21 protein-coding genes and 5 pseudogenes are annotated in these 25,571 nt (G+C 62.0%); 14 read left to right on the top strand and 12 right to left on the bottom strand.

From position 1 onward, the window contains the following. The first annotated feature begins 114 nt into the window (after nucleotides 1–114). The gene (locus PSH84_RS14990) at nucleotides 115–1,266 is read left to right on the top strand and encodes an aldose epimerase family protein (protein WP_122568102.1); all 1,152 of its coding nucleotides are present in this window, start codon (nucleotides 115–117) and stop codon (nucleotides 1,264–1,266) included. 181 nt (nucleotides 1,267–1,447) lie between these two features. Then, nucleotides 1,448–2,269, top strand: coding sequence for an aldo/keto reductase (locus PSH84_RS14985; RefSeq protein WP_122568100.1), 822 nt, complete (start codon nucleotides 1,448–1,450; stop codon nucleotides 2,267–2,269). A gap of 178 nt (nucleotides 2,270–2,447) precedes the next feature. Here the strand turns inward: PSH84_RS14985 and PSH84_RS14980 are convergent, their stop codons facing one another. Next, nucleotides 2,448–4,811 (bottom strand): DNA polymerase II, encoded by a 2,364-nt coding sequence (locus PSH84_RS14980; RefSeq protein ID WP_122568099.1) that lies wholly within the window; start codon nucleotides 4,809–4,811, stop codon nucleotides 2,448–2,450. 312 nt (nucleotides 4,812–5,123) lie between these two features. On the opposite strand from PSH84_RS14980, the gene PSH84_RS14975 reads away from it, so the two are divergent. The 5 genes and pseudogenes from PSH84_RS14975 (at nucleotide 5,124) to PSH84_RS14955 (ending at nucleotide 9,082) form a co-directional block, all read left to right on the top strand. Continuing rightward, nucleotides 5,124–5,564, top strand: coding sequence for a CBS domain-containing protein (locus PSH84_RS14975; protein ID WP_122568098.1), 441 nt, complete (start codon nucleotides 5,124–5,126; stop codon nucleotides 5,562–5,564). A gap of 69 nt (nucleotides 5,565–5,633) precedes the next feature. Beyond that, nucleotides 5,634–6,230 carry a paraquat-inducible protein A gene (locus PSH84_RS14970; RefSeq protein ID WP_305481305.1) on the top strand — a complete coding sequence of 199 codons (597 nt, stop codon included), beginning with the start codon at nucleotides 5,634–5,636 and terminating at the stop codon, nucleotides 6,228–6,230. Nucleotides 6,231–6,241: 11 nt separating this feature from the next. After that, a pseudogene (locus PSH84_RS14965) lies at nucleotides 6,242–6,888 on the top strand (paraquat-inducible protein A). Continuing rightward, a pseudogene (locus tag PSH84_RS14960) lies at nucleotides 6,869–8,528 on the top strand (PqiB family protein). Before PSH84_RS14965 ends, PSH84_RS14960 begins: the two co-directional pseudogenes overlap by 20 nt. Nucleotides 8,529–8,545: 17 nt before the next feature. Then, nucleotides 8,546–9,082: a PqiC family protein gene (locus PSH84_RS14955; protein WP_122568094.1), complete on the top strand. Its 537-nt coding sequence runs from the start codon at nucleotides 8,546–8,548 to the stop codon at nucleotides 9,080–9,082. 1 nt (nucleotide 9,083) lies between these two features. Here PSH84_RS14955 and PSH84_RS14950 read toward each other — a convergent pair whose 3' ends face one another. Further along, nucleotides 9,084–9,713: a glutathione S-transferase family protein gene (locus PSH84_RS14950; protein ID WP_305481304.1), complete on the bottom strand. Its 630-nt coding sequence runs from the start codon at nucleotides 9,711–9,713 to the stop codon at nucleotides 9,084–9,086. A 232-nt stretch (nucleotides 9,714–9,945) separates the two neighbouring features. Here PSH84_RS14950 and PSH84_RS14945 point away from each other — a divergent pair. Next, nucleotides 9,946–10,419, top strand: a pseudogene (locus tag PSH84_RS14945) (phage infection protein); the annotation flags it as partial. A 392-nt stretch (nucleotides 10,420–10,811) separates the two neighbouring features. On the opposite strand, the gene PSH84_RS14940 reads toward PSH84_RS14945, so the two are convergent. The 4 genes and pseudogenes from PSH84_RS14940 to PSH84_RS14925 form a co-directional block, all read right to left on the bottom strand. After that, nucleotides 10,812–11,906: a DUF1615 domain-containing protein gene (locus tag PSH84_RS14940; RefSeq protein ID WP_305481303.1), complete on the bottom strand. Its 1,095-nt coding sequence runs from the start codon at nucleotides 11,904–11,906 to the stop codon at nucleotides 10,812–10,814. A 273-nt stretch (nucleotides 11,907–12,179) separates the two neighbouring features. Next, nucleotides 12,180–13,125 (bottom strand): annotated as a pseudogene (gene hemB / locus PSH84_RS14935) (porphobilinogen synthase). 116 nt (nucleotides 13,126–13,241) lie between these two features. Beyond that, a complete protein-coding gene (locus tag PSH84_RS14930; RefSeq protein ID WP_122568089.1) occupies nucleotides 13,242–14,099 on the bottom strand; it encodes a PhzF family phenazine biosynthesis protein in 858 nt (285 codons plus the stop codon). Continuing rightward, nucleotides 14,096–14,794: a glutathione binding-like protein gene (locus PSH84_RS14925; RefSeq protein WP_305481302.1), complete on the bottom strand. Its 699-nt coding sequence runs from the start codon at nucleotides 14,792–14,794 to the stop codon at nucleotides 14,096–14,098. The genes PSH84_RS14930 and PSH84_RS14925 overlap by 4 nt, the downstream gene beginning before the upstream one ends. Nucleotides 14,795–15,100: 306 nt before the next feature. Here PSH84_RS14925 and PSH84_RS14920 point away from each other — a divergent pair, with 306 nt between their 5' ends. Then, nucleotides 15,101–15,775, top strand: coding sequence for a histidine phosphatase family protein (locus tag PSH84_RS14920; protein ID WP_305481301.1), 675 nt, complete (start codon nucleotides 15,101–15,103; stop codon nucleotides 15,773–15,775). A gap of 147 nt (nucleotides 15,776–15,922) precedes the next feature. On the opposite strand, the gene mnmH is transcribed toward PSH84_RS14920, so the two are convergent. Continuing rightward, a complete protein-coding gene (mnmH, locus tag PSH84_RS14915) occupies nucleotides 15,923–17,026 on the bottom strand; it encodes a tRNA 2-selenouridine(34) synthase MnmH (protein WP_305481300.1) in 1,104 nt (367 codons plus the stop codon). Next, nucleotides 17,026–18,060: a selenide, water dikinase SelD gene (selD, locus tag PSH84_RS14910; RefSeq protein ID WP_305470442.1), complete on the bottom strand. Its 1,035-nt coding sequence runs from the start codon at nucleotides 18,058–18,060 to the stop codon at nucleotides 17,026–17,028. The genes mnmH and selD overlap by 1 nt, the downstream gene beginning before the upstream one ends. A gap of 298 nt (nucleotides 18,061–18,358) precedes the next feature. Between selD and PSH84_RS14905 the strand changes: the two genes are divergently transcribed. The 3 genes from PSH84_RS14905 (at nucleotide 18,359) to PSH84_RS14895 (ending at nucleotide 20,774) form a co-directional block, all read left to right on the top strand. Then, nucleotides 18,359–19,309 (top strand): nucleoside-specific channel-forming protein Tsx, encoded by a 951-nt coding sequence (locus PSH84_RS14905; protein ID WP_305481299.1) that lies wholly within the window; start codon nucleotides 18,359–18,361, stop codon nucleotides 19,307–19,309. A gap of 46 nt (nucleotides 19,310–19,355) precedes the next feature. After that, the gene (locus PSH84_RS14900; RefSeq protein WP_305481298.1) at nucleotides 19,356–20,381 is read left to right on the top strand and encodes a purine-nucleoside phosphorylase; all 1,026 of its coding nucleotides are present in this window, start codon (nucleotides 19,356–19,358) and stop codon (nucleotides 20,379–20,381) included. Between the two features lie 111 nt (nucleotides 20,382–20,492). Beyond that, nucleotides 20,493–20,774, top strand: coding sequence for a hypothetical protein (locus PSH84_RS14895; protein ID WP_305470439.1), 282 nt, complete (start codon nucleotides 20,493–20,495; stop codon nucleotides 20,772–20,774). Between the two features lie 5 nt (nucleotides 20,775–20,779). On the opposite strand, the gene PSH84_RS14890 is transcribed toward PSH84_RS14895, so the two are convergent. Together PSH84_RS14890 and PSH84_RS14885 are read right to left on the bottom strand one after the other, a co-directional pair. Beyond that, nucleotides 20,780–21,232 carry a DMT family transporter gene (locus PSH84_RS14890; protein ID WP_305470438.1) on the bottom strand — a complete coding sequence of 151 codons (453 nt, stop codon included), beginning with the start codon at nucleotides 21,230–21,232 and terminating at the stop codon, nucleotides 20,780–20,782. A gap of 6 nt (nucleotides 21,233–21,238) precedes the next feature. Continuing rightward, nucleotides 21,239–21,733 (bottom strand): annotated as a pseudogene (locus PSH84_RS14885) (DMT family transporter); the annotation flags it as partial. A 111-nt stretch (nucleotides 21,734–21,844) separates the two neighbouring features. On the opposite strand from PSH84_RS14885, the gene PSH84_RS14880 reads away from it, so the two are divergent. Together PSH84_RS14880 and PSH84_RS14875 are read left to right on the top strand one after the other, a co-directional pair. Then, the gene (locus PSH84_RS14880) at nucleotides 21,845–22,777 is read left to right on the top strand and encodes a LysR family transcriptional regulator (RefSeq protein ID WP_305481297.1); all 933 of its coding nucleotides are present in this window, start codon (nucleotides 21,845–21,847) and stop codon (nucleotides 22,775–22,777) included. A 143-nt stretch (nucleotides 22,778–22,920) separates the two neighbouring features. Next, nucleotides 22,921–23,508, top strand: a complete 588-nt coding sequence (locus PSH84_RS14875) for a DcrB/PsbP domain-containing protein (protein WP_305470436.1) — start codon at nucleotides 22,921–22,923, stop codon at nucleotides 23,506–23,508. 165 nt (nucleotides 23,509–23,673) lie between these two features. Here the strand turns inward: PSH84_RS14875 and PSH84_RS14870 are convergent, their stop codons facing one another. Together PSH84_RS14870 and PSH84_RS14865 are read right to left on the bottom strand one after the other, a co-directional pair. Continuing rightward, the gene (locus PSH84_RS14870; RefSeq protein WP_305481296.1) at nucleotides 23,674–24,390 is read right to left on the bottom strand and encodes an alpha/beta hydrolase; all 717 of its coding nucleotides are present in this window, start codon (nucleotides 24,388–24,390) and stop codon (nucleotides 23,674–23,676) included. 65 nt (nucleotides 24,391–24,455) lie between these two features. Then, nucleotides 24,456–25,568: a M14 family metallopeptidase gene (locus PSH84_RS14865; RefSeq protein WP_305481295.1), complete on the bottom strand. Its 1,113-nt coding sequence runs from the start codon at nucleotides 25,566–25,568 to the stop codon at nucleotides 24,456–24,458. Between the last annotated feature and the right edge of the window lie 3 nt (nucleotides 25,569–25,571).

Here is a 25,571-nt window from a genome sequence, read left to right as displayed (position 1 = left end):
TCATCCTTTAAATAGAAAGACTACTAGACACGAAAGCCTTCATCGCTGTCCGACCAGTAACGGACTCGACCCGCGTTAAAACAACAACAAAACAACAGGAAGGAAGGTCATACCATGCTTGAATCCAGACAACTGCTCACGGCCCTCGGAGTGTCTCTGATGATCGCCACCTCGGCTTCCCAGGCTGCCGGCCTGACCAATGAACGCGGTGCATTCGGCAAGACCGACGACGGCACAGCGGTGGAAAAATTCGTACTGCGCAACAGCCATGGCATGGAGGCTACGGTCATCACCTACGGCGGCATCCTCCAGTCATTGAGCGTGCCGGACAAAAACGGCAAGGCCGCCGACATCGTGCTCGGCTTCGACGATGTGCAGGGCTATCAGAAGAACGGCAGCGTGTATTTCGGCGCGACCATCGGCCGCTTCGGCAATCGCCTGGCCGATGGCGCCTTCGAGCTGGACGGCAAGCGTTACCAAGTGCCGCAGAACGACCATGGCAACTCCTTGCACGGCGGGCCGCAAGGGTTCGACAAGCGTGTCTGGAAGGCCCAGCCCCATAATGCCAAGGACTCGGTGGGCGTCACCCTGACCTACCTGTCACCCGATGGCGAGATGGGCTTTCCCGGCGCGCTGAAAACCGACGTCACCTACAGCCTCAACGAACAGAACGAGTTGCGCATCGAGTACAAGGCCACCACCGACAAGCCCACGGTGCTGAACCTGACCAACCACAGCTATTTCAACCTGGCCGGCGCAGGCAACGGCGACATACTCGAGCAGGTCGCGACCCTGAACGCGGCCCACTACACGCCGGTCACCGGCAAACTCATTCCCACCGGCGAACTGGCCCCCGTGGCCGGCACACCGATGGATTTCACCCAGCCCACCGCCATCGGCACCCATATCAAAGCTGATCACCCACAACTCAAATTCGCCGAACCGAAACAGGGCGGCTTCGATTTCAACTGGGCGCTGGACGCCAAGGGCGACGTGACCAAACTGGCCGCCGAGGTGTATGACACCGAATCCGGACGCCGCCTGCAGCTCTACACCACCGAGCCTGGCGTGCAGTTCTACACCAGCAACTTCCTCGACGGCACCGTCAAGGGCAAGCAAGGCAAGGTCTATCCGCATTGGGGCGCGTTCACCCTGGAAACCCAGCACTACCCCGATTCGCCAAACCAGCCGAACTTCCCTTCGACGCGGCTTGATCCAGGCCAGACCTACACCCAGACCATGGTGTTGAAGTTCTCCGCCAAATAACCCCCTCGCCGAATCGTTCCCACGCTGCGCGTGGGAACACCTTCTGTGACGCTCTGCGTTACGCTTTGAGGATGCAGAGCCTCCCGGTTGAATTCCCACGCAAAGCATGGGAACGATCAATGCGTGAACACTTGGTCTATCCTGCTGCCACACGTCAAAGCTCAAAAAACAGGAGATAGACATGAGGACGCTGGAATTGGCGGGTGTGTCCGTACCGGTAATTGGCCAGGGCACCTGGCGCATGGGTGAAGAACCGTCCCATCACAAGAAAGAAGTAGCGGCCTTGCGGTTGGGGATCGAACTGGGCATGACCCTGATCGACACGGCGGAGATGTATGCCGAAGGCGGCGCCGAGACCGTCGTCGGCGAAGCGATCACTGGCCTGCGCGACCAGGTTTTCCTGGTGAGCAAGGTCTACCCCCACAACGCCAGTCGCAAAGGCATCCCCCTGGCCTGCGAACGCAGCTTGCGCCGGCTCGACACCGATTACATCGACCTTTATTTGTTGCACTGGCGCGGGCAGTACCCCTTGGAAGAAACCGTCGAAGCGTTTGAGCGCCTGCGCGAAGAAGGCAAGATCGGCCGTTGGGGTGTGTCGAACTTTGACGTCGATGACCTTGAGGAGCTGGCCTCGCCGGCCTGCGCCACCAATCAAGTGCTGTACAACTTGCAGGAACGTGGCATCGAATTCGACCTGTTGCCCTGGTGCCAGCAACAGCGCATGCCGATCATGGCTTACTGCCCGGTCGGCCAGGGCGGGCACCTGCTCAAGGATCACACCCTGGGACAAATCGCCGAACGCCATCGCGCAACGCCGGCGCAGATCGCACTGGCCTGGTTGCTGCGTCAGGACAATGTGATTGCCATTCCCAAGGCGGTGAAACCCGAGCATGTGCGTTTGAATGCCGAGGCGGCCAACTTCCGGCTCGAGCCTCAGGACCTGGCCGCCCTCGACCTGATATTTCCCCAGCCCCAGGGCAAGCAGCGGCTGGCGATGGTTTGACATCCAATCCTGGGATTCACACCGACCTGTGGTGATGGAGTTTTTCTGTGGGAGCAAGGCTTGCCCGCGAGCGGACACCTCGTTCCCCCCAGGACACCGCGTCGTCTTCATCGCGGGCAAGCCTTGCTCCCACAGGGGATAGGCCTTGATCACAGCTCGGCCTGAATACCTGGGAACTTCAGAACAACCCCATCTGCCCCCCCACCAACGTCGAAAAATCATCGTCCACAAACGGCAGGATCGCGTCCGCCACCGGCTGTAGCTGCTTGGTCACGTAGTGGTCGTAATCGATTGGCGCACTGCGAATTTCCAGCGGCTCGGGGCCGGCGACGGTGATGACGTAGCTGATCCAGCCGCCATTCTGGTATTGCCGCGGACGGCCCTGGCGCTGGTTGAACTCATCGGCCAGCCGCGCGGCCCGCACGTGGGGTGGGACGTTGCGTTCGTAGTCGTCCAGCGGCCGCCGCAGGCGCTTGCGGTAGACCAGCCGCTCATCGAACGCACCGGCCAGGGTCTGTTGCACATAATCGCGCACATAATCCTGGTAGGGCTTGCGGTGGAAGATCCGCCCGTACAACTCCTGCTGGAACTGCCGGGCCAGCGGCGACCAGTCGGTACGCACGGTCTCCAGGCCCTTGTAGACGATTTCGTCGCTGCCGTCGGCGCGGGTCACCAGCCCGGCGTAGCGTTTCTTGCTGCCCTCCTCGGCCCCCCGGATGGTCGGCATCAGAAAGCGCTTGAAATGCGTTTCGAACTGCAGCTCCAACGCACTTTCCAATCCGAACTCGGCACGCACCTGCTCACGCCACCATTGGTTGACGTGTGCCACCAACTCGCGACCAATCCTCGCCGCTTCCTCCTGACCATGGGCACGACGCAACCAGACGAAGGTGGAGTCGGTATCGCCGTAGATCACCACATGGCCCTGGGCTTCAATCAACTGGCGGGTGCGCTGCATGATCTGGTGGCCGCGCAGGGTGATGGACGAGGCCAGGCGCGGATCGAAGAAGCGGCAACCACTGGAGCCGAGCACGCCATAAAAGGCGTTCATGATGATTTTCAACGCTTGGGACAGCGGTGCATTGTGCTCGCGCTTGGCGGTCTCCCGGCCTTCGGAGACCCGCGCGACGATGGCCGGCAGGCAGTGCCGGCTTCGGGAGAAGCGCGCCCCACGAAAGCCCGGCACCGATTCAGGGTCATCCGGGTGACGCAGCCCCTCGATCAAGCCCACCGGGTCGATCAGGAAGGTGCGGATGATCGACGGATACAGGCTCTTGTAGTCCAGCACCAGCACCGACTCGTAGAGCCCCGGCTGGGAATCCATGACAAACCCACCCGGGCTGGCCTCGGGCGGACGCTGGCCGAGATTGGGGGCAACAAAACCCTGGCGGTGCATCAACGGCATGTACAGGTGCGTGAAGGCCGCCACCGAACCGCCGCTGCGGTCCGCCGGCAGGCCGGTGACGCTGGCCCGTTCCAGCAGGAACTTGAGCAGCTCGGTCTTGGCGAAGATCCGAGTCACCAGCTCGCAGTCCTTGAGGTTGTAGCGGGCCAGGGCCGGCTTGTCCTCGGCGAACATGCGATTGATCTCGTCCATCCGCTGATACGGGTTGTCGATGGACTTGCCCTCCCCCAGCAGCGTCTGGGCGACATTTTCCAGGCTGAACGACGAGAAGCTCCAGGTCGCCGAACGCAGGGACTCGATGCCATCGATAATCAACCGACCGGCCGCCGAGGCGAAAAAGTGGTTGTTGCGCGCGCCGTGCTCGCGCCATTGCATTTCTTCGCCGCCGCGCCCCAGGCGCAACGGCACGGCCAGGCGCCGGGCGTGTTCATGCAGCACCCGCAGGTCGAACTGCACCAGGTTCCAGCCAATGATCGCGTCCGGGTCGAAACGGGCGAACCAGTCGTTGAGTTTCTTCAACAGCAGCGTGCGCGATTCGCAGTATTCCAGCTGGAAATCCACACCAGTATCGTCGCCATTAGGCGGCCCGAGCATGTAGACCTGGCGCTCGCCGCAGCCTTCCAGGGCAATGGAATACAATTCGCCCTGGGCGGTGGTTTCGATGTCCAGGGACACCAGGCGCAACGGTGGACGGTAGTCGGGCGCTGGTTTCATCTGGGCATCGACCAGCAGGCCATCGGCGGCCGGTGTACCGCCGAACCACACCGGGGCGGTGATGAAACGCTCCATCAGGTAGCGCTCCGGTGGCCGGATGTCCGCTTCGAACACCTCTACACCGGCGCGGCGCAGGGTGCCGTCCAGGCGCATCAGTTGGGCGTGTTGTTGGCAATACAGGCCCAACACCGGGCGATGCTCGAAATCCAGCAGGTCCAGGGGGCGCAGCTCTATGTCCTTTTCCCCTTGCAGCAAGGCTTCAAGCTGGCCGCGCTGGACCTGCGGCACAAAGGCCACCGACGTCTGCACCGGCAGGCGTACGCGCCGGGGACCGGCGTCGGTCGCCAGCCAGAACTCGACTTCGGTGCCGGCCGGGGTATCGCGCCAATGCCGGGTCAGGACGAAGCCCTGCTGTAAATCCACCGCTGCAACCTCGAATTTTGCGTGTGCCGCGATTCTACCTGTGACGAGGGGATTTATCCTTCTGTGGGAGCAAGGCTTGCCCGCGATGCAGGCGCCCCGTTTCCTCTGGGAGACCGCGCCGGCGCCATCGCGGGCAAGCCTTGCTCCCACAGAGGGACTCCCCTCGCCACAGGGGTGCATGGCGTCACTTCGGTGGTGAATTCACCGGCAATGACGCTTTTGGACGATTGGCCGCCGCTTTACCGCTTGCTCTGCGCCGTTGGGTCTACGATGCTTTAACAACCAGCAAAAACAACACCCCGAGGCTTCCCCATGAAAACCGTCGCGCAGTTGCTCCGGATGAAAGATGACAAGAACCAGCAAGTGCACACCATCTCACCGGACGACATGGTATTGCAGGCCCTGATGCGCATGGCCGAGAAGAACGTCGGCGCCTTGCTGGTGGTGAAAGACGACAAAGTGCTGGGGATCATCAGCGAGCGCGACTACGCCCGCAAAATGGTCCTGCACGGTCGCTCGTCGGTGGGCACGAAAGTGAGCGACATCATGGTATCCCCGGTGATCACCATCGACCCGCACCAGAATGTCGAGACCTGCCTGAGCATCATGACCGAAAAGCACTTGCGCCATTTGCCGGTGGTAGAAGACGGCAAGCTCGTCGGACTGCTGTCCATCGGCGACCTGGTCAAGGAAGCGATCGCCGAACAGGCCGATCTGATCCGACAACTGGAGCAATACATTCGCGGCGAATGATCCCGGCCAGCGGGTTGCTCATTCTCAACACACTTCTATATTGAAGGGGTTGTTCCTGCGAGCATCCCAATGGCCGCCACCGACCGACTGATCATTTGTGAACATTGCGATGCGGTGTACGAGCCGGTTGTGCTCGCCCCGCACCAGAAAGCCGCGTGCGTGCGCTGCCACGCGGTTATCCAGCGCTACAACGGCCTGACCATCGAACAACGCCTGGCCCTGAGCGTGACCGCCGCGGTGCTGTGGGCTTTCGCCAACATCTACCCGGTGATGAGCATCCGCCTCCAGGGCCTGAGCAACAGTGCGACGTTATGGGACTCCATCGTGGCGCTGAGCCAGGGCCCCATCACCTTCATCGCCCTGGTGACAGCGGTGGCGATCATCATTGCACCGGCCTTCCAACTGGCGCTGCTGCTTTGGGTGCTGGGGCATGCCTACCTCCAGCGACGGGCACCAGGGTTCAACCTGTGCATGCGCAGCCTGGAAACCCTGCGACCCTGGAGCATGCTGGAAGTGTGCCTGCTGGGCGCGCTGGTGGCGGTGATCAAGCTCGCCGGCCTGCTGGACGTACTTCCGGGCATCGGCCTGTTCGCCCTGGCGGCCCTGAGCCTGCTGATGATCCGCATTGCCGGACGCGATGTCCGTGACTTGTGGGACAGCCTATGAACGGCCAGCCGCTGGACACCCCGCCAGACGCCCGCGACTTGAACCTGTGCCTGTGCCACAGTTGCGGCCTGGCCTGCGACATGAGCGACGAACCCCAAACCTGCCCGCGTTGCGATGCCGCCCTGCACCGACGCAAACCCGACGCCATCACCCGCACCTGGGCCTACATGCTCGCGGCGCTGGTGTTCTACATTCCGGCCAACCTGCTTCCGGTCATGAATACCCAGATGCTCGGAGAAGGCGCCGACAGCACCATCATCAGCGGTGTCATCGAGTTCTGGCAAAGCGGCGCCTGGGACATCGCCCTGATCATCTTCATCGCCAGCATCGCGGTGCCCGGCATCAAGTTCGTGGTGCTGACCCTGCTGCTGGTGACCGCACAGCGGCGCAGCACCTGGGCCCAGCTCCAGCGGGCGAAGCTGTACCGGCTGGTGGAAGTCATTGGCTACTGGTCGATGCTCGATGTGCTGGTGGTGGCCCTGGTGGCCGCCCTGGTCAAGTTCCAGGCACTGAGCGATATCGAACCGCGACCGGGCATCCTGTTCTTCGGCCTCGTGGTGCTGTTCACCATGCTGTCGGGGCCATGAGTTTCGACCCCCGGCTGATCTGGGACACCCAACCATCCGAGGAGGTCATGGATGAAGTCGCAAGCCACTGACGGGCAACAACCCGTACCCGGCCAGGCCCACGTCACCACCCGCCGCTGGACGGTGTCGCTGGTGTGGATCGTGCCGATCATTGCGGTGCTGGTGGGTGTTTCCCTGGTGGTCCACAACTGGCTGCAGGAAGGTCCGACCATCACCATCACCTTCAAGACCGGCCAGGGCCTGACCGCCAACAAGACCCAGGTGAAAATACCGCAACGTGGTCATCGGCCAAGTCACCGACGTGCAACTGAGCGAGGACCAGAAGAACGTCACCGCCACGGTCAAGCTCGCCAAGACCGCCGACACCTTCACTCACGAAGACTCGGTGTTCTGGGTCGTACGGCCGCGCATCGGGGCCGGCGGGATCTCGGGGATCGACACGCTGCTGTCCGGTGACTTCATCGGCGCCGACGCCGGCCAGTCGAAAGTGCGCGCCAAATCCTTCACCGGCCTGGAAGCCCCGCCGCCAATCACCTACGGCGAACCGGGCAAGCGCTTCACCCTGCACTCCCAGGACCTCGGCTCGCTGGACATCGGCTCTCCGGTGTACCTGCGCAAGATCCCGGTGGGCCAGGTGGTGTCCTACGCCTTGGACGCCGACGGCAAAGGCGTCAACATCGACGTGTTCGTCAACGCACCCAACGATGTGTATGTCACCGAAAACACTCGGTTCTGGAACGTCAGCGGCGTGGACGTGAACGTCGGTGCCAACGGTTTCGCCGTCAAGACCGAATCGCTCTCGGCCTTGCTGCTGGGCGGCATTGCGTTCCGGGCGCCGGAATACAACCCCAACGACACCGCCGCCAGCGAAGACAAGACCTTCGAACTGTTTGCCGATCAGCAAAGCGCCCTCGCCCCGCCCGATGGCAAGGGCCAATACCTGGCCCTTCGATTCGACCAGGCACTGCGCGGGTTGCGCGTCGGTGCGCCGGTAGAGTTCCTCGGCGTGGAGGTCGGCAGGGTGGTGGCCATCAACCTCGACTTCGATGAAAAGCAACGCAGCTTTCCGGTCAACGTCGGCGTGGTGATCTACCCTCAGCGCCTGGGCAAGGCCCATGAAAAACTGCTCAAGACGCTCAATCACGACCCGGAGGACGAAGCCGCCTCTGCCCGCCTGATGGGCAGTTTCGTCGATCGTGGCCTGCGCGCCCAGGCCCGCAGCGGCAACTTGCTGACCGGGCAGTTGTACATCTCGCTGGACTTCTACCCCAAAGCCGAAAAAGTGGCCTTCGACCCCAGCGCCCGCCCTGTGCGTATCCCGACCCTCCCGGGCAGCCTCCAGCAATTGCAGGAACAACTGCAGACGATGGTCGAGCGAATCAACAAACTGCCGCTGGAGAGTATCGCCGGCAACCTGGATGGCAACCTGGTGGAGCTGCGCAAAGGCCTGGCCCAGTTCAACCGCAAGACCCTGCCAGGCGTGCAAAGCACCTTGCAGGACGTCAGCAAGACCCTGCAATCGGCCAACTCGACCCTGGCCGAAGATTCACCGCAACGCGAACAACTGACCCAGACCCTGGATGACCTGGGGCGCATGTCGCGCTCGCTGCGCGAACTGTCGGACTACCTGAGTCGCCATCCCGAATCGCTGCTTCGCGGTCGTCCCAAGGACGCACCGGCACAGAACCTCACATTGCCGGTGAAAGAATGATCACAGGAGCCCGTCCCATGCCACTGACGCTGAAATTCACCCTGGTTGCCGTGGCGCTGCTGCTCGGTGCCTGTCGCAGCGATCCGATTCACTACCACACCCTGAGTCCGGCTCAGCCGACAGGCCAGTCACGCGCCGGCGTGGACATCCAGATCGAACAGGTGAGCGTCCCGCCCCAGGTGGATCGCACCCAGATGGTCATTCGCCAGGGCAACAGCGGGTTGGCGATCCTGGAAACCGAATGGTGGGGCGCCAGCCTTTCAGATGAACTGCACAGCAGCCTGGACGAACAACTGAGCAACCCTGGCGCGCCGAAATCATCGCTGCGGGTGGACGTGCAGCGCTTTGACTCGATCCCCGGACGCTATGCCCGCATGGACGCGCAATGGCGCCTGCGCAACCTGGGTAGCGACGCCCGCCCCCTCACCTGTCGCAGCAGCCTGCAGACACCGGCGGGGGCCAGCATCGACGAACTGGTGGCGGCGCATCAGCAAAACGTCCGGCAATTTGTCGACCTGGTTGAGCAGGCGGCTGTACGCAAGGCGTGTCCTTGATTCACTCAGGCCAATGCAGCGACAGCATCGGTGCTACACGCGGATGGTGGTCGATGCGCTCCAACAATCCGTAGAACTCCGGACGGGCGTTCAGCATGGCCTCCCGCGTGTCTCTCCACTTCGTGATCACCGCCGCCAGGATATCGAGCGCCCCCGGCTCGGCACCGCCGAGAAACGGCTGGGCCGGGAACTGGTCGGCAAATAGCGCCCAGTTGCGGTACAGCCGTTGCTGGGTGCCCGATACCAAGCGCTGCCGAGTCGCTTCGTCCGCATCGTCCAGCCAGCGTTCCGGAAAATCGATGATGCCGATGGGCGTGTAGCAATTGGCCGCGATATAGACCAGCCCTCGTATGGCTTGCGCACGTTGGGCTGCATCGTCAGGGAGCAGCTTCGAGGCGGGATAGGTCAGCCCGAGGTGAATCAGGATCGCCGCCGCCTCGGTCAGCACCGAGCCGTCCGGCAACTGCAGGGTCGGGACCTGTTTCTGCGGGTTGAGCGCCTCGAGCGCTTTCGCGGCGTCGCTGTCCTGCGTCGAATAGGCATCGACCCGCCGATAGGCCACATCGCAAAGATCCAGGGCAATCTCCACCGCCGCGGAGCCGGATTGTCTGTAACCGAATAACTGATACATGAACTTGCCTCCTGCCTGTGGGTTACCCGGTAGAGCCCACAAACCTGGAAGTGTTCCACCCGCAGGACGATGCGCACGGCGTGGCGTCGCCTCGCTGGATCAACCGGCATCGATGCACTGACGAGCTATCACTGCCGTCGATGTTCACCATCATGCCAATGAAGTTCTCTTGATGATCGCCCGGGACAACAATGGCCCCACACAAACAACTGCACCCCCGGAGCACACCATCATGAAACGCCAAGTCATCCTCAGCCTCGCTTTCTCCGTACTGGCCGCCAACGTATTTGCCGCCTCCTCGCAACCCGTCGTCGCCGAAGGCGGTTCTGATCGCCTGATCGAAAACCGTGTCGCCGAAGGTGGCTCTGATCGCCTGCTGGAACGCCGCGTCGCCGAAGGTGGCTCCGATCGTCTGATCGAAAACCGCGTCGCTGAAGGCGGCTCTGATCGCCTGATCGAAAACCGTGTCGCCGAAGGCGGCTCTGATCGCCTGCTGGAACGCCGCGTCGCCGAAGGTGGCTCCGATCGTCTGATCGAAAATCGCGTCGCTGAAGGCGGCTCTGATCGCCTGATCGAAAACCGTGTCGCCGAAGGCGGCTCTGATCGCCTGCTGGAACGTCGCGTCGCTGAAGGTGGCTCCGATCGTCTGATCGAAAACCGTGTCGCTGAAGGCGGTGCCGATCGCCTGCTGGAACGTCGCGTCGCTGAAGGTGGCTCCGATCGTCTGATCGAAAACCGTGTCGCTGAAGGTGGCTCCGATCGTCTGATCGAAAACCGTGTCGCTGAAGGTGGCTCCGATCGCCTGCTGGAACGTCGCGTCGCTGAAGGTGGCTCCGATCGTCTGATCGAAAACCGTGTCGCTGAAGGCGGCTCCGATCGTCTGATCGAAAACCACGCATGAGTAGCTTGACCGTAACAATTGATCGACAACAAACCAAGTGGCAAGGGAGCTTGCTCCAGTGCGCAGCGGCCGCAACCTTCACGGAACCGCTGCGCAGTTCACCCGACACACCGTTCCAGAACACTCCCGAACCAAACCCATCACAATAAAAGCCCGGCCTCATCCGCCGGGCTTTTTCATGCTCAACGCCTGGCTAGCTAGCGCCCCACCGCCCGCGTCATACAGCGCTGATAACGCTCATCGACCCGCTTGGCAAACCACGCCGTGGTCAGCTTGCGCGTGATCTTCGGGCTCTTGAGCACGATCCCGGGCAATACCGCCCTCGGCAACGGCTTGCCCTCGGCGCGCTCAGCCAATTCGAACACACGCTTGTAAAGCTTGCTGTCCTCGAACGCCAGGCTGTCGCCCTGCTCCAATTGATCGCGAATGGTCGGGTTACGCATGCCCAACGACTTGCCCAGCGTGCGTACCGCCAGTTCCGTGCTGCCCGGCATGATTGAATCATGCGCGATCAGATCGCCATCCAGCGCCAGGGAAATGCCCGACGCCACACTCACCGCATGCTGGAAAGCCGCGTTGCGACTGGCGTACCACCCGGCATTGAAATCTGCGAAACGATACAACGGCTCGGTATAGCTCACCGGATAGCCCAGCAAATGCGCGATACCGAAGTACATCCCGCCACGGCGACTGAACACTTCGCGACGAATCGAGCCATCCACTGTGTAGGGATAATCCCGCGCATTGGCTTGGGCAAACGCGATGCTGACCTGCATCGGCCCACCGGTGTGCACCGGATTGAAACCGCCAAACAGGGTCTTGCCCAGCGGCACCATGCCGATGAAATCATCGAAAATTCCGCTCAGCTCTTTCTCGCTACGGGCCGCGTTGAGCCGATCGCTGTAGCTTTTGCCATTGGGCGAACGCACCTGGAGCGCGCCACTGACCAACAGCTCCGGAATGTGCACCTTCGCCGCACGGCGGTTGATTTCCTGACGGGCGATTTTGCCCAGCCCCGGCACCGGCGGGTCGGCCTGGAATGTCGACTCCTGCTCGGTCACCGCCAGGACTGCGCAGATATTCTGCGTCGTGGAGGGAATCCGCTGGGCCGCAAAGGCCACGTAGATGTCCGTCGCCCAACCTTCGCGATCCACCGTCTTGGCCGGCAACAGCTGCACAATCTGCTTCTTGACCTCAGCGGGCTGGCGCTCGGGTTCCTGGGCCTGACGGCTGCCGCAACCGACCAGGGCCAGCAACGCCGCGAGGCTGATCATCATTCGGTTGAATTGCATGGTGCTCCATCGCTTCATTATTCCGGAGCAACCATACGATCAAAAGTGGATGCGGGCTATGCCCAATGTGGGAGCGAGCCTGCTCGCGATGGCGGCGGCACAGGCGACATTGATTCAAGCTGACCCACCGCTATCGCGAGCAAGCTCGCTCCCACAAGAGAATGGCGGTGTACCTAAATCGCCCATACACCCCAAAACCAATGTGGGAGCGAGCTTGCTCGCGATGGCGGCGGCACAGGCAACATTATTGATGCAGGCAGAAGCAGCGCGGGATCAGATCCCGCTCAGCGCCAGGTCCATGGCGAAGTAGGTGAAGATCAGGTCCGCCCCCGCCCGCTTGATTGCGCCCAGGCTCTCGCGGACCACGCGGGCTTCGTCGATGGCGCCGGCCTGGGCGGCGAATTTGATCATCGCGTATTCGCCACTGACCTGGTTGGCCGACAGCGGCAGGTTCGAAGCCTGGCGAATGTCACGGATGATGTCGAGGTAGGCACCGGCCGGCTTGACCATCAGCGCATCGGCACCTTCCTGCTCGTCGAGCAGGGATTCGCGCAAGGCTTCGCGGCGGTTCATCGGGTTCATCTGGTAGCTCTTGCGGTCGCCTTTCAGCGCGCTGCCGCCGGCCTCGCGGAACGGCCCATACAGCGCCGAGGCGAATTTGGTGGAATAGGCCATGATCGCCGTCTGGCTGAAACCGGCGTCATCCAAAGCCTTGCGAATCGCCTGGACCTGACCGTCCATGGCCGCCGATGGCGCGATTACATCGGCACCGGCGCGGGCCGCCGCCACGGCTTGCTTGCCCAGGTTGACCAAGGTCCGGTCGTTGTCCACTTCATCGCCGTGGAGCACGCCGACAGGTGTCGGACATCACTATCATTTCCGGCACCGCGTCCTTGCAGATCCCGGCCATGCGTGACACCAGGCCGCGGTCGCTCCAGGTGTCGCTGCCATCATTGTCCAGGTGATGGGACACCCCAAAGGTCATCACCGACTTGATGCCGGCACGGGCATAGCGCTCGATCTCACCAGCCAGCTTCGACTCAGGAATGCGCAACACGCCGGGCATGCTCTTGATCGGCACAAAATCATCGATTTCTTCTTCGACGAAAATCGGCAGCACCAGATCGCTCAACGTGAACTCGGTTTCTTGGAACAGGCTGCGCAGGCTTGCATTGCGACGCAGGCGGCGTGGACGGGCTTCAGGGAACTGGCTGGACATGAGACTCCTGGGCAAAAAATGCTGCTCGATCACAGGGGGCAAAGCTTATGCCCTGGCCAGCCAGGGCACAAACGCCCGCTGGAAAACAGAGTGTTACCCGCCGGGTAATAATCGCCTCACAAGGCCAACGAGCCATTGATGCACGTCACGACGGCGCCACCAATCCAGACCTCTTGCCCCAACTGCTCGACATGAATTCGCCCGGCCCGGCCCATCGTCAATCCCTGGCTGACCACGTAGGACGCAGGCGCCAGCCCTTTGCCCAGCATCCATTGGGCGAGCCCGGCATTCAGGCTGCCGGTGGCCGGATCCTCGGGCATGCCATCACCGGCAATGAAGCCGCGCACTTCGAAGTGGGCCTCATCGCCATCCACGGCCCGATCCCAGGGTGCGATCACGCCCACGGCCAGATCCAGCAACTGAGGGTAATCGGGCTCAAGCGTCAGGACTTGCTGGCGATCCTTGAGCATCAACGCCAGCCAGCCGGCACCGTTGTCGACCCATTGCGCCTCGACAATCGCCTCGGCTGCGAGCCCCAGCCCCTTGCGCACCCGCTCCAGCAGCTCGGCGTCCAGCGGACCGGACTTAAGCAAGGGCGGCGCGAGGAACGCCAACCCATGATCGCTGCGGCGAATCCTGACCAAGCCGACGCCACATTCCTGCACGATCTCCTGCCCTTTCGGCACACCTCCGGCTTCCAGCCAGGCGTGACAACTGCCCAGGGTGGGATGCCCGGCAAATGGCAACTCGGTGGAAGTGGTGAAAATACGCACCCGGTAATCGGCTTCCGGGTGCTGCGGCGCCAACAGGAACGTGGTTTCGCTGAGGTTGGTCCAGTTGGCGAAAGCGGCCATGCGCGAGTCACTGAGCCCATCCGCCCCCAGCACCACCGCCAGCGGATTGCCCTTGAGCGGCACATCGCTGAACACATCCAGTTGCTTGTAATCGAATCGGCTGGTCGTCGGCTTGCTCATTCCGGAATTTTCAACCCGCGGGCCACGGCCGGCCGCGCCAGGAAGCGCTCCAATACTCGCGTCACATTGGGGAAGTTCTGGATACCCACCAAATCACCGGCTTCATAAAAACCGATCAAGTTGCGCACCCAGGGAAACGTGGCGATATCGGCAATGGTGTAGCGCTCACCCATGATCCAGTCCCGCCCTTGCAGACGGCCATCAAGCACCTTGAGCAGGCGCTTGCTTTCCTCGACATAACGATCGCGTGGCCGCTTGTCCTCGTAGTCCTTGCCGGCGAACTTGTTGAAGAACCCCAACTGCCCGAACATCGGCCCGATCCCACCCATCTGGAACATCAGCCACTGGATCGTCTCGTAGCGCGCCGCCGATTCCTGAGCCAGCAACTGTCCGCTCTTGTCCGCCAGATAAATCAGGATCGCCCCCGACTCGAACAACGCCAACGGCTGGTCCCCCGGCCCATGGGGATCGAGAATCGCCGGGATCTTGTTGTTGGGGTTCAGGGAAAGGAATTCGGGCGACAGTTGGTCGTTGCTGACGAAGTCCACTTTGTGGGGCTCGTAGGGCAGGCCGATCTCTTCCAGCATGATCGAGACCTTCACCCCGTTGGGAGTTGGCAGGGAGTAGAGCTGGAGCCACTCTGGGTATTGGGCGGGCCATTTTTGGGTGATGGGGTATGGGGTTAGGTTAGGCATGGGGTCGGCTCGAAAATGAAGTAAACCCCGAGGATAATCCAAGATGTAGGGGACGACATCACTGCCCGTCACAGAATTCACGTCGTCCCTTCTTAATTTCGCAACATCCTGTCGTTAACGTTCGTCCCATCTCCCGACGGAGATCGCTACAGTGCACCAGAATCGAACCAAAGCGCTCGAAGGGACTCTGAGCAATGCCTCCGAAGAATCAACGAGGCGTAACGACAGGGAAAACACCCGAAGCCAGCCGCTTCGCGGTGCCAGGGTTTGTCAGCCTGACTCAAGCGTGCTGAAGACTATTATTCGATGATGAACCCACTGAATTTCGCCCGACGCTTCAAACACCGTTCGTGGCTGATGCTGCCGACGCTGCTTGTGGTCTGTGGCCTGGTGTTGTCGCTGGAATCCAGCGTCAGCCGCGCCCAGCCAGCCGACGGTGTACAGACCCTGGTGTTCCTGCGCCACGCCGAGAAACCCGCCGGCGGCCTGGGCCAGCTCAACTGCCAAGGCCTCAATCGCGCCATCGACCTGGCCACCCTGCTGCCGGAAAAATTCGGCAAGGCCGACTATGTGTTCGCGGCCAACCCTACCCGCAATGTCGAAGAGGGTGAGCTGGACAACTCCTACAGCTATATTCGCCCGCTGATGACCATCAGCCCCAGCGCCATCAAGCTCGGGTTGCCGGTGAACATCAATTATTCGGCCAACGACACCAGCGACCTGGCTGACGAACTGCTGCACGACAAGTACCACAACTCCACCATCTATACCGCCTGGTCCCATGGCTACCTGCCGGAGCTGATCAACAAGGTCGCCGGTGAGGCGGTGGGCAAGGAGCAGACCATTACCGAAGACTGGGCCTCGGGAGACTTCGATTCGCTGTATGTGCTGACCCTGACCTGGCACAACGGCAAGGCCAGCCTCACCAGCCAGAGCTACAAGCAAGGTTTGGACAATGGCCAGGAAACCTGTCCGACCTGATCAAAAAGTCGCCACATCTCTTTGTGGGAGCGAGCTTGCTCGCGATGGCGTCAACCCCATTGGCATTGATGTAGCTGACACACCGCTATCGCGAGCAAGCTCGCTCCCACAGGGGTAGCAGTTTAAGGCTGGCCTGAACTTGCGAGTTCACCTGCCCCGGGCCGCCCGCTCGCGCAAATACGCCAGCACCGCCGCCTGCTCCCCCGAGAACTCGATCCGCAAGCCCTTCTTTTCCCGCTGGAACACGTACATCGGGTCGTAATACTCACGCAGCAAACCCTCGATCCAACCGCGATGCACGTCGACGGCGCCGCTGTGGGCCTGCTCGGCCAGGGCGGTTTCCAGGATGTCCTTCAAGCGCCGGTGACGGTCGCCACCCAGGCGTTTGTGGATGTTGTCCAGGCTTGCCAGCAATCGCTCGGAAAACAGCGAGAAACCTTCGTCGCCATGTACCGCGACAAATTCCGCGCACAGGTCAATGACGTAATCCTGCAGGATCCGTTCGACCCGGCGCTCCAGGCTGTCTTCCAGCCAAACCATCGGAACCTGCTGCATGCGCTGGTACAAAGACAGCGGCAAGGCGCAACTGCCGACCGCGCGGCTCTCATCTTCCAGCACAAACTGTTCGATGCCAGCGGCACGTTTTTTCAGCACGTCCACGGCCAGACGGTTTTCGAAATCGATGTTGGAAGGCTGGCCGGTAGCGCGTTTACCGAAGCTCGAACCGCGATGGTTGGCATATCCTTCCAGGTCCAGGCTGTTGCTCAACTGGCCCAGCGCTTCAGTCTTGCCGGTACCAGTCATGCCGCCCAACAGCACCAGGTCACACTGGGCGACCGCATGCTCGACAGTGTCCAGCAAAAACGTGCGCATGGCCTTGTAGCCACCGCCGACCCGGGGGTAGTCAATGCCCGCTTCGTCCTTGAGCCATTGCTGGACGATCTGCGAACGCAAGCCGCCGCGAAAGCAATACAGCAGACCGTCGGGATGGGCCTTGGCGAACGCCGCCCAGGCCTGGATGCGCTGGGCCTTGGTCTGGCCGGACACCAGTTGATGCCCCAGGACGATGGCGGCCTGTTGCCCCTGCTGCTTGTAGCAGGTCCCGACCCGTTGCCGTTCGTTGTCGGTCATCAACGGCAAATTGACCACGCCGGGGAACGCGCCCTTGATGAATTCGACCGGGGCGCGTGTGTCCATCATCGGTCGGTCATGGAGGAAGATATCGCGGTAATCGGTGATGTCATGGCTCATCAAGACACCTCGACCGCGTGACTCTGTCGCTCGACCAACTCGCCAATGGGCTCCAGCGCCAGGCCGAGTTCAGCGGCCACCCGCAGGAACTCACCCTCGCCTTCGGGAGTGACGGCAATCAGCAGGCCGCCACTGGTCTGCGGGTCGCAGAGCACGCGTTTGTGCAGTTCCTGGACCCGACCGACCTTGCTGGCGTAGCTGTCGTAGTTGCGCAGCGTACCGCCCGGCACGCAGCCCAGGTCGAGGTAGTACTCGACGCCCGGCAGACGCGGCACCGCGTCATAGCGAATACGTGCGGTCAACTGGCTGCCGTCGGCCATTTCCACCAGGTGCCCGAGCAGTCCGAAACCGGTGACATCGGTCATCGCGGTCACGCCGTCGAGCTTGCCGAAGCGGCTGCCGGGTTTGTTGAGGGTACACATCCAGTCACGGGCCAGGCCCACATCGGCGGCGCGCAACTTGCCTTTCTTTTCCGCCGTGGTGAGGATGCCAATGCCCAGGGGCTTGGTCAGGTACAGGCGGCAACCGGCGGTGGCCGTGTCGTTGCGTTTCATATGGCGCTTTTGCACCAGGCCCGTGACCGCCAGGCCGAAGATCGGCTCAGGCGCGTCGATCGAATGCCCGCCAGCCAGGGGAATACCGGCCTCGTCACACACGGAACGACCGCCGCGAATCACTTCCCGGGCGATTTCCGGGGCCAATACGTTGACTGGCCAGCCGAGGATCGCAATGGCCATCAGCGGGTCACCGCCCATGGCGTAGATGTCGCTGATGGCATTGGTGGCGGCGATGCGACCGAAATCGAAGGGATCGTCGACAATCGGCATGAAAAAATCGGTGGTCGAGACCACCCCACGCTCCTCGTCGATGGCGTACACCGCCGCATCGTCGCGAGAAGCATTGCCGACCCACAGCTTGGGATCGAGGTTCTGCGCGCCACTGCCGGCCAGGATCACTTCCAGTACCTGGGGCGAAATCTTGCAGCCGCAACCGGCGCCGTGGCTGTACTGGGTCAGGCGAATCGGCTCGCTCATGGACATACCTCTGGTCAGTCAAGGGGGTCGATTCTAACAGCAACGCCACCGACTCAGTGCCGTGCCGAGCATTCGCCCGTGCAACACGTTGGTGCCACTTGAGGCGATTGTGAAGCATCCAGCGCACCCAGCCTGACCAATAGGACAGGAAAACCGCTTCAATTCCAGGCTTTTCAAGCCACTGCGAAAAATTGGTACGAGATGTGCAAACGTTTGCGCAATCGATCGCCGCTAGCGGATCGACGGTTTTTTTCAATCACGGAACACGGGCTTCGGCCCGCACGAACAAGGACTTTCCATGCTCTTCACTTCCCGGTATCGCGCCACGCCCGGCCTATTGGCAGCCACCCTGCTACTGACCGCCGTTACCGGACTACTCAGCGCCACGACCCAAGCCCAACCCACCGAGGTGTCCGCCCAAGGCGAAGCCCTCAGTCCTGAGGCCGCCCCTTCGAAAAAAGGCGCCTACCTGTCGGACTGGTACAACCAGGACCTCACGCTCATCGGCAGCAAGGACATCAGCTTCGGCCCGCAACCGGTCGACGATATCTACCTGGAATATGAATACTTCGGACGCAAGGGGCCCTTCGAGCTCTATGGCTACGTCGACATTCCGAAGATTTTCAACATTGGCAACAGCCACGACAAGGGCGTGTGGGACCACGGCTCCCCCGTGTTCATGGAACACGAACCGCGTATTTCCATTGACTACCTGGCCGGCCGCAGCCTGGCCATCGGGCCGTTCAAGGAATGGTATGTGGCGTTCGACTGGATCTACGACCACGGCAGCAACAGTGCCAATCGCGCGAACACCTTGTACAGCGGCCTGGGCACCGACATCGACACTCACTCGAAGGTTAATCTGTCGGCTAACTTCTATGGCCGTTATCAATGGGAAAACTATGGCGCCAGCAATGAATATTCCTGGGACGGCTACCGCGCCCAACTCAAGTACATCGTGCCAATCAGCCAGTTCAGCAATGGTGCTTCGCTGACGTACATTGGCTTCACCAACTTCGACTTCGGCTCGGACCTGCACGACGACAACCCCGCCCGCACCGCCAACGCCACGGTCTCCACCAACGTCTTGCTGTACGCGTTCACCCACGTGCGTTTCACCCTGGTGGGCCGCTACTTCCACAACGGCGGCAACTGGCAGGATGGCAGCGAACTCAACTTTGGCGATGGCAACTTCCGCGCCCACTCCGATGGGTGGGGATACTACGCTGGCGTTGGCTATCAGTTTTGAGCAAACCGTAGCAGCACCCTTTCGAATCCATGGAGGTCACGAACACATGATCAATCGCCTGTTTGCTTCAATCGGCCTGGCAAGTACTGCACTCTTCGCGGCAACCGCCGGGGCCGCGCCGCCGCTTCAACCCAAAGTGGTGTTGATCACGATGTTCGCCCCCGAGGCGCAGAACTGGATCGAACGCTTGCAGCTCAAGGAGGAAATCCGTGTACCGGGGTTGTCCGCCGAGTACCCGACGATCCGCTGCAATGCCGAACGGGTCTGCCTGCTGATTACCGGCATGGGCCAGACCAACGCGGCGGCTTCGACCCTGGCCCTGGCGCTCTCCCCGAGCGTCGATCTGCGCAAGAGCTATTTCCTGGTGGCCGGGATCGCCGGCATCAACCCGCACCACGGCACGCTCGGCACAACCGCCTGGGCCCATTACCTGGTGGAGTTCGGCACCCAATGGGAGCTGGATTCGCGGGATGTGCCCAAGGATTGGCCCACCGGCTACCTGGGCATCAACACCAAAGGGCCAAACGAAAAACCGCCGCTGGACTACAAGACGGAAGTTTTCGAACTCAACCCGGCCCTGCAGGCCAAGGCCTTCGCCCTCAGCCAGCAGGTGACCTTGGCCGAAAGCAAGGAATCGGCGGCCTGGCGCTTGAAGTACCCGTATGCCCCGGCCAACCAACCGCCGGTGGTGACCCGCTGTGACACCCTGGCGGGCAATACCTGGTTCTCCGGCACGCGCCTGAGCGAACGCGCCGAAGTCTGGACCCGCCTGCTCACCGACAACAAAGGCGTCTACTGCACCACCCAACAGGAAGACAACTCGACTTACGAAGCCTTGCTACGGGCCAGTCGTGAAGGTCGGGTGGACATCAATCGACTGGCCGTGCTGCGGGCCGGGTCCGACTTCGACCGTCCCGAGCCCGGAGGCAACGAAGTGGACAACCTGCTCAAGTACGCCGACCAGGGCGCGTTCGTCCCGGCCCTGGAAAACCTGTTCCGCACCGGCAACCCGCTGGTGCAGGACATTGTGAAAAACTGGTCGGTGTGGAAAAACGGGGTGCCGGGCCTTTGATCCGTCGGGGCTCGGATGGCGGGGGCGCTAATCTCCAGTGTTCACCCGATGGAATTTTCCATTCCTGGCAGGATCACTTGAACATCCACCAAGCGCCCCAGGAGACCGCCTATGCACATGCCCCTTGCTGCCGACAGCACTCACTTCTATTACGGCCTGGACTCGCTGCTTGGGCACCAGACCCAAAGTGCCACTTGCCAGTTCGACGTCAAACGCTTCGACGACGCCGAACCGGCGTGGTATGTGCTGCACGTACGCCCACCGCTGCCGGACGACCTGGACAAAGCCCAGATCGTGGTGTTCAGCGCCGAAGGTCGGCAAATCAGTGGCATCGTCCGGAGCACCGAGCGCCTGGACGATGGCAGCCTGCGACTGAACGTCGAACCCAGCTGAGACCTTCAGGCCTGCCGTGCATTGCTGCGATACATGAACACCAGCGCCAAGGCCAGGCAGGCCATGGCCAGGATCCGGCTACCGGACAACTCGATGGCCGGGTTGCCCAGCCAGCCGAAGTTGTCGATCAACATGCCCATGCCCAATTGCCCGACGATCACCGCCACCGTCGCCACGCCAGCCCCCACCCGCGGCACCGCACCGACCATCACCATCATGTAGACAACGCCGAACAACGCACCGCTGAGCTGCCATTTCGGCACATCCAACAAGGTGACCGCGTGGGCCGGTTCGAAAAACACAATCAGCAGCCCGGTGGTCACCGTGCCCACCGTAAACGTCAGCAGGCTGCTGCGTAGCACACCGACCGTCTGGCCCAGGCGGCCGTTGATAGCCGCCTGCACACTCAGCACCGCACCCGCAGCGACAACCACCAGCAGTAAAATAAACAGACTCATATTCAAACCTCGGGCAATCAGGACAAGGGCCACGACTATCAGTGCCAACGCCAGCCAACGTTCGCCGTTGACCCGCTTGCGGCTCGCACCGAACCAGCCGAAATGGTCGATCAACACACTTTTGCCCACCTGACCGGAAAGGATCGCGACCATGGTCATGGCGATCCCGATGTGGGGTGTGGCGAGTGTCAGCACCACTACGTAGACGGGCCCCAGGAAACCGCCAATCAGTTGCCAGCGTGGCAGTTCATTCAAGGCCGGGCCCTGTTGCCGACCGCTAAGCAGTAACAGCAGGAAGAGAATCGCCGAGCCAACGCCAAAGATGCTCAGGGTGGCCCACAAATGCCCGACTTGCACCCCGAGCGGCCCCAGCAGGCCGGCCTCTACGGACAAGCCCATACCGGCCAGGATCACCACGGGCAGCAATAGCCAGCGCAAGAACGACCGCGGTTGGGCGGCAGCCGTCACCGGAGCGGCCTCGTTCAATGAGGAAACCTGCATAGTCATGACCCACTTGGAAAAGGATGGCCGGCATTATCGGCTGGTGCGTCTGTGCGATAAATGGGAGTATCCAGACAACACTTTTGCGTAGTACGCACAGGACAGCCACCCATGCATGGCCTCAATGAACTTGGCTTCAAGGCGCTTCGCCTGTTTGTCGCGGTGCTCGATCACGGCAGTTTCTCGGAAGTGGCCCGGCGCGAAGGCCTGGCCCCGTCATCGATTTCCCGACAGATCCAGCTGATGGAGCAGGCCCTGAACCAGCAGTTGCTTTATCGCCACACCCGCGCCGTCTCCCCCACTGAAGCCGGCCGCCTGCTGGGGCATCATGCGCGGCTGTTACTGGTGCAATTGGAGGAGGCCGAACAAGCCTTGCAGGAACAGCACAGCGAGCCCTCCGGGCTGGTGCGGATCAACGCCCCAGTAGTGTTCGGCCAGCGCCACCTGACGCCGTGGCTGGGCCAGTTATGCGAACGCTACCCAAAGCTGCAATTGGAGATCCAGCAGACCGACAGTTACGTCGACCCACTGCAGGAAGGCGCAGACCTGCTGTTTCGGATCGGCCCGTTGCAGGACTCAGGCATGCAGGCGCGGGTCGTCGCCCCCCATCGTTTCCAGATCGCGGCCAGCCCCGCTTACCTGGCTCGCCACGGCGCGCCGCTCAAACCCCAGGACCTGGCGGCTCACCAATGCCTGGCCTACAAAGGCGTGACCGGCCAGCAGCGCTGGTTCTTCCGCCGCCCGGGCCAGGCCTGGACACCCTACAGCGTCAAGGGCCCGATCACCGGCAACCACGCCGACACCTTGACCCAGGCCGCCGAACAAGGCCTGGGGTTAGTGATGTTTCCGTCCTGGCTGATCGGCGAAGCGTTGCGCAACGGTACGCTGGTCCCGGTACTGGAGGATTACCAGGCCTCCAACAGCCTCGAACCCCAACAGATTGCCATCCTCTGGCCGGGCAGCCGGCGCCTGTCGGTGAAGGTCCGCACCGTCATCGATTTCTTCCTGGCGTGTTTTGGCGAAGTGCCCTACTGGGATCGCTGACCGCAGTGTGGCGCTCCTTTATTGACTTCATCACTGAGCATTTCGAACGCGAAGGGCCGGCCAGGCGTTCCTGCGCGCTGGAATCCAGTGCAGCGCCCATGGGATGATCAGCCTCCGAGCATGACCATCCGTGGAGCGTTTCAATGTCATTGCTGAGTAAACAAGCCACTGCCCTGTTGCTGGGGGCCATCGCCAGCCTGGTCGTGGCAACCGCCCATGCGGCCCCGGCCAAAACCACTGGCGATGCACCGGCGCAGAAGATTTCGTTGCTGGGTGGCAAGCTCAATTTCACCCTGCCCAAGGGTTTCACGGCGACGCCACTGCCCGCCGGTGAACTGACCCAGGGTACGGCCGGAGCAACGGGCATAATGTATAGCAATGCCACCCGTAAAACCGTGGTGATCACCGCTGAAAACACCATCGTCAACGGCGCGAATGTGAAGGACAACGACAATGCCTTTCTCGACATCACCTTCGCCGACTTCGCCGTTCAGAAAACCAAAGCCTTGCCGGACGCCAAGATCCTCGGCGAAAAAAGCCTGACCCAGAAAGGCACAGGGCTGGGTCTGCGCCAACTCGACACCAGCGCCACCCAGGGCGGCGGGCCAACCCTGGACACGACGTTGATAGGTGCCTCCGGCACGCGCATGGCGGTGGTGCAGATCATCTCCCGGGCCAGCGACAAGACCGGTCATGAGGCGTTGGTGAAACAGATCGCCAGCGGTCAGTGACGGGCACCGCATAGCCCTCAATCGCGAGCGAGCTCGCTCCCACATTGGCTACCCGACACCCTGTGGGAGCGAGCTCGCTCGCGATGACGTCGGCACAGCCAACTTTGATGCAAGCTGACCCACCGCTATCGCGAGCAAGCTCGCTTCCACAGGGATTTACAGGGGTCAGGGGTTGAGACGCTCCAACCAGGCTCGCAGGTCCTGCACCTCCTGCGCACTGATGCTGTGGCCCAGGCCCAGGTAGGCATGGAATTCCGGTTCCAGTGCCAGGGTCTTCAGGAAGGTGTTGGCCTCGGTGCCATCGTGGTAGGGAATGATCGGGTCTGCCGTGCCATGGCCGATGAACACCGCCAGTGTCCGTCGCGACTCATCGGGGGTCAGTTCCGCCCGCAGCACCGATAGAACTCGCCCGCCCATCGCGGCAATACCACCGACGGCTTCGGGGTGTCGCAAGGCCACTTCGTAGCTCATCATCGCCCCCTGGCTGAAACCCACCAGGTAGACCTTGCTCGCGCCGGTCGAATATTTGGCCCGGGCCTTGTCGATGAAATCCAGCAGCATCTGGCCGCTGGCCTTCAGGTCCGAGGTGTCACCGTCATAGGCGCCCTCGCCCTTTTTGGCGAACCACTGGTAACGGTCCTGCTCCATGCTCTTGGGCGCCCGCACCGAGAGGTAGTTGTAATCCCGCGGCAACTCGTCCTTGAGTGCGAACAGGTCCTGCTCGTTACTGCCGGAACCGTGCAGGAAGATCACCAGCGGTCGGTTCCGGGCTTGCTCATCGATTTGGGCTAGGTAGTTGAGCGGCAGGTCCGTGTGCAGCGAGGGTTGGGCCTGCAACCCGGACGAGACCAGCAACAGAAACAGGGCGAGCGCTTTGAACATCGATCTTCCTCCATCGTTTCGATAGCCGCGCGGCAACGCACGTGCGGTGAGGTAGACAGCAGTTATCAGTCGTTGATCAATTTCCCCGTACGAATCGGTTCACGCCCGGCGACTTTTGCCTGCCAGATCCCCGGCTGGGTATAGCGCCCACGGTCCAGGGCAAACAGCACGCCGCTGGTGCCGGCCCGCACGGTGGTGACCCGATCACTCAACGGATCGACCACTTCGAACAGCGGATCGCCCCGCTCCACCCATTCGCCAGCCTCCCGCAGGAAACTCACCACGCCATGGTGCGGCGCGAACAGGTATTGGGTGCCTTCGAACGGGAAGCCTTCACAGCACTGCGCCGGCGCCGGCAGCCACTCCCCGGCGATGAAACCTTGCTCGGCCAGAAACCCGAGGATGGCTTCACAATTGGCCTGGGCCTGCTCCACCCGGGTATCGCCCATGCTGCCCAGTTCCAGGGTCGTCGCCAGGTTCGCCGCAGGGATCGCCGCCGTGGGAAAGGCCTTGGCCAAACGCAACCAGGGCGAGGAGCAGGACTCGTCGAACGAACTGCCGCCCGAATCCTCGCACAACAACGCCACACCGGCTTTCAAGCGTGCGGCCAGGGAGCGCCATTGCGGCCACTGCTGCGGCAAGGCGTACAAGTGGATCGCCGCCTCGAAATCACAATGCAGGTCCAGGGTGATGTCGGCGTCGCAGGCATGGCGCAGCAGCAGGCGATGCAGCGCTTCGAGTTGCGAAGGCGGTGCTGGCAAGTCATCGAGTACCTCAGCCATGGTCTGGCGGATCAGGGTGATATTGGCGGCCGGGTCGTCACCCAAGCGATCACCGATGCGTTGCGCCACCGGTGCGCTGAGCTCCACGAAGGAACGGTTGAAATTCTTGCCGCTGCCCAGTTCGAAACGCCCCATGTGGGCGCTTTGCAGATGTTGATCCAGGCCAATGGGGTTGGCCACCGGCACCAGTTCGATCACACCTTTGAGCAAGCCCTGGGCCTCAAGATCGTTGAGCCGCTGCTTCAGCTCCCAGGCGGTGCGCATGCCCGGCAGTTCATCGGCGTGCAGGCTGGCCTGGATGTAGGCCTTGCGCGGCCCATGGCCGTAACGAAACACACTGAGTCGGCGCTCGGTGCCCAGGTGGCTCCATGGCAAGGTATGGTCGATGCGTTGCATGAG

This window comes from Pseudomonas beijingensis, assembly GCF_030687295.1.
GTDB classification, from domain to species: Bacteria; Pseudomonadota; Gammaproteobacteria; order Pseudomonadales; family Pseudomonadaceae; genus Aquipseudomonas; species Aquipseudomonas beijingensis.
The sequence above is the reverse complement of the archived record's forward strand: the minus strand, read 5'-3'. Positions and strand labels throughout refer to the sequence as shown.

Bases quoted from the DNA above. Each gene is read 5' to 3' on its own strand.
- selD (WP_305470442.1), bottom strand. From the start codon at position 18,060: ATGAGCGAGCCGATTCGCCTGACCCAGTACAGCCACGGCGCCGGTTGC.
- PSH84_RS14975 (WP_122568098.1), top strand. From the start codon at position 5,124: ATGAAAACCGTCGCGCAGTTGCTCCGGATGAAAGATGACAAGAACCAG.
- PSH84_RS14925 (WP_305481302.1), bottom strand. From the start codon at position 14,794: ATGCCTAACCTAACCCCATACCCCATCACCCAAAAATGGCCCGCCCAA.
- PSH84_RS14950 (WP_305481304.1), bottom strand. From the start codon at position 9,713: ATGTATCAGTTATTCGGTTACAGACAATCCGGCTCCGCGGCGGTGGAG.
- PSH84_RS14985 (WP_122568100.1), top strand. From the start codon at position 1,448: ATGAGGACGCTGGAATTGGCGGGTGTGTCCGTACCGGTAATTGGCCAG.
- PSH84_RS14970 (WP_305481305.1), top strand. From the start codon at position 5,634: ATGGCCGCCACCGACCGACTGATCATTTGTGAACATTGCGATGCGGTG.
- PSH84_RS14890 (WP_305470438.1), bottom strand. From the start codon at position 21,232: ATGAGTCTGTTTATTTTACTGCTGGTGGTTGTCGCTGCGGGTGCGGTG.
- PSH84_RS14895 (WP_305470439.1), top strand. From the start codon at position 20,493: ATGCACATGCCCCTTGCTGCCGACAGCACTCACTTCTATTACGGCCTG.
- PSH84_RS14930 (WP_122568089.1), bottom strand. From the start codon at position 14,099: ATGAGCAAGCCGACGACCAGCCGATTCGATTACAAGCAACTGGATGTG.
- PSH84_RS14920 (WP_305481301.1), top strand. From the start codon at position 15,101: ATGATGAACCCACTGAATTTCGCCCGACGCTTCAAACACCGTTCGTGG.
- PSH84_RS14990 (WP_122568102.1), top strand. From the start codon at position 115: ATGCTTGAATCCAGACAACTGCTCACGGCCCTCGGAGTGTCTCTGATG.
- PSH84_RS14870 (WP_305481296.1), bottom strand. From the start codon at position 24,390: ATGTTCAAAGCGCTCGCCCTGTTTCTGTTGCTGGTCTCGTCCGGGTTG.
- PSH84_RS14880 (WP_305481297.1), top strand. From the start codon at position 21,845: ATGCATGGCCTCAATGAACTTGGCTTCAAGGCGCTTCGCCTGTTTGTC.
- PSH84_RS14900 (WP_305481298.1), top strand. From the start codon at position 19,356: ATGATCAATCGCCTGTTTGCTTCAATCGGCCTGGCAAGTACTGCACTC.
- PSH84_RS14955 (WP_122568094.1), top strand. From the start codon at position 8,546: ATGCCACTGACGCTGAAATTCACCCTGGTTGCCGTGGCGCTGCTGCTC.
- PSH84_RS14940 (WP_305481303.1), bottom strand. From the start codon at position 11,906: ATGCAATTCAACCGAATGATGATCAGCCTCGCGGCGTTGCTGGCCCTG.
- PSH84_RS14905 (WP_305481299.1), top strand. From the start codon at position 18,359: ATGCTCTTCACTTCCCGGTATCGCGCCACGCCCGGCCTATTGGCAGCC.
- PSH84_RS14875 (WP_305470436.1), top strand. From the start codon at position 22,921: ATGTCATTGCTGAGTAAACAAGCCACTGCCCTGTTGCTGGGGGCCATC.
- mnmH (WP_305481300.1), bottom strand. From the start codon at position 17,026: ATGAGCCATGACATCACCGATTACCGCGATATCTTCCTCCATGACCGA.
- PSH84_RS14865 (WP_305481295.1), bottom strand. From the start codon at position 25,568: ATGCAACGCATCGACCATACCTTGCCATGGAGCCACCTGGGCACCGAG.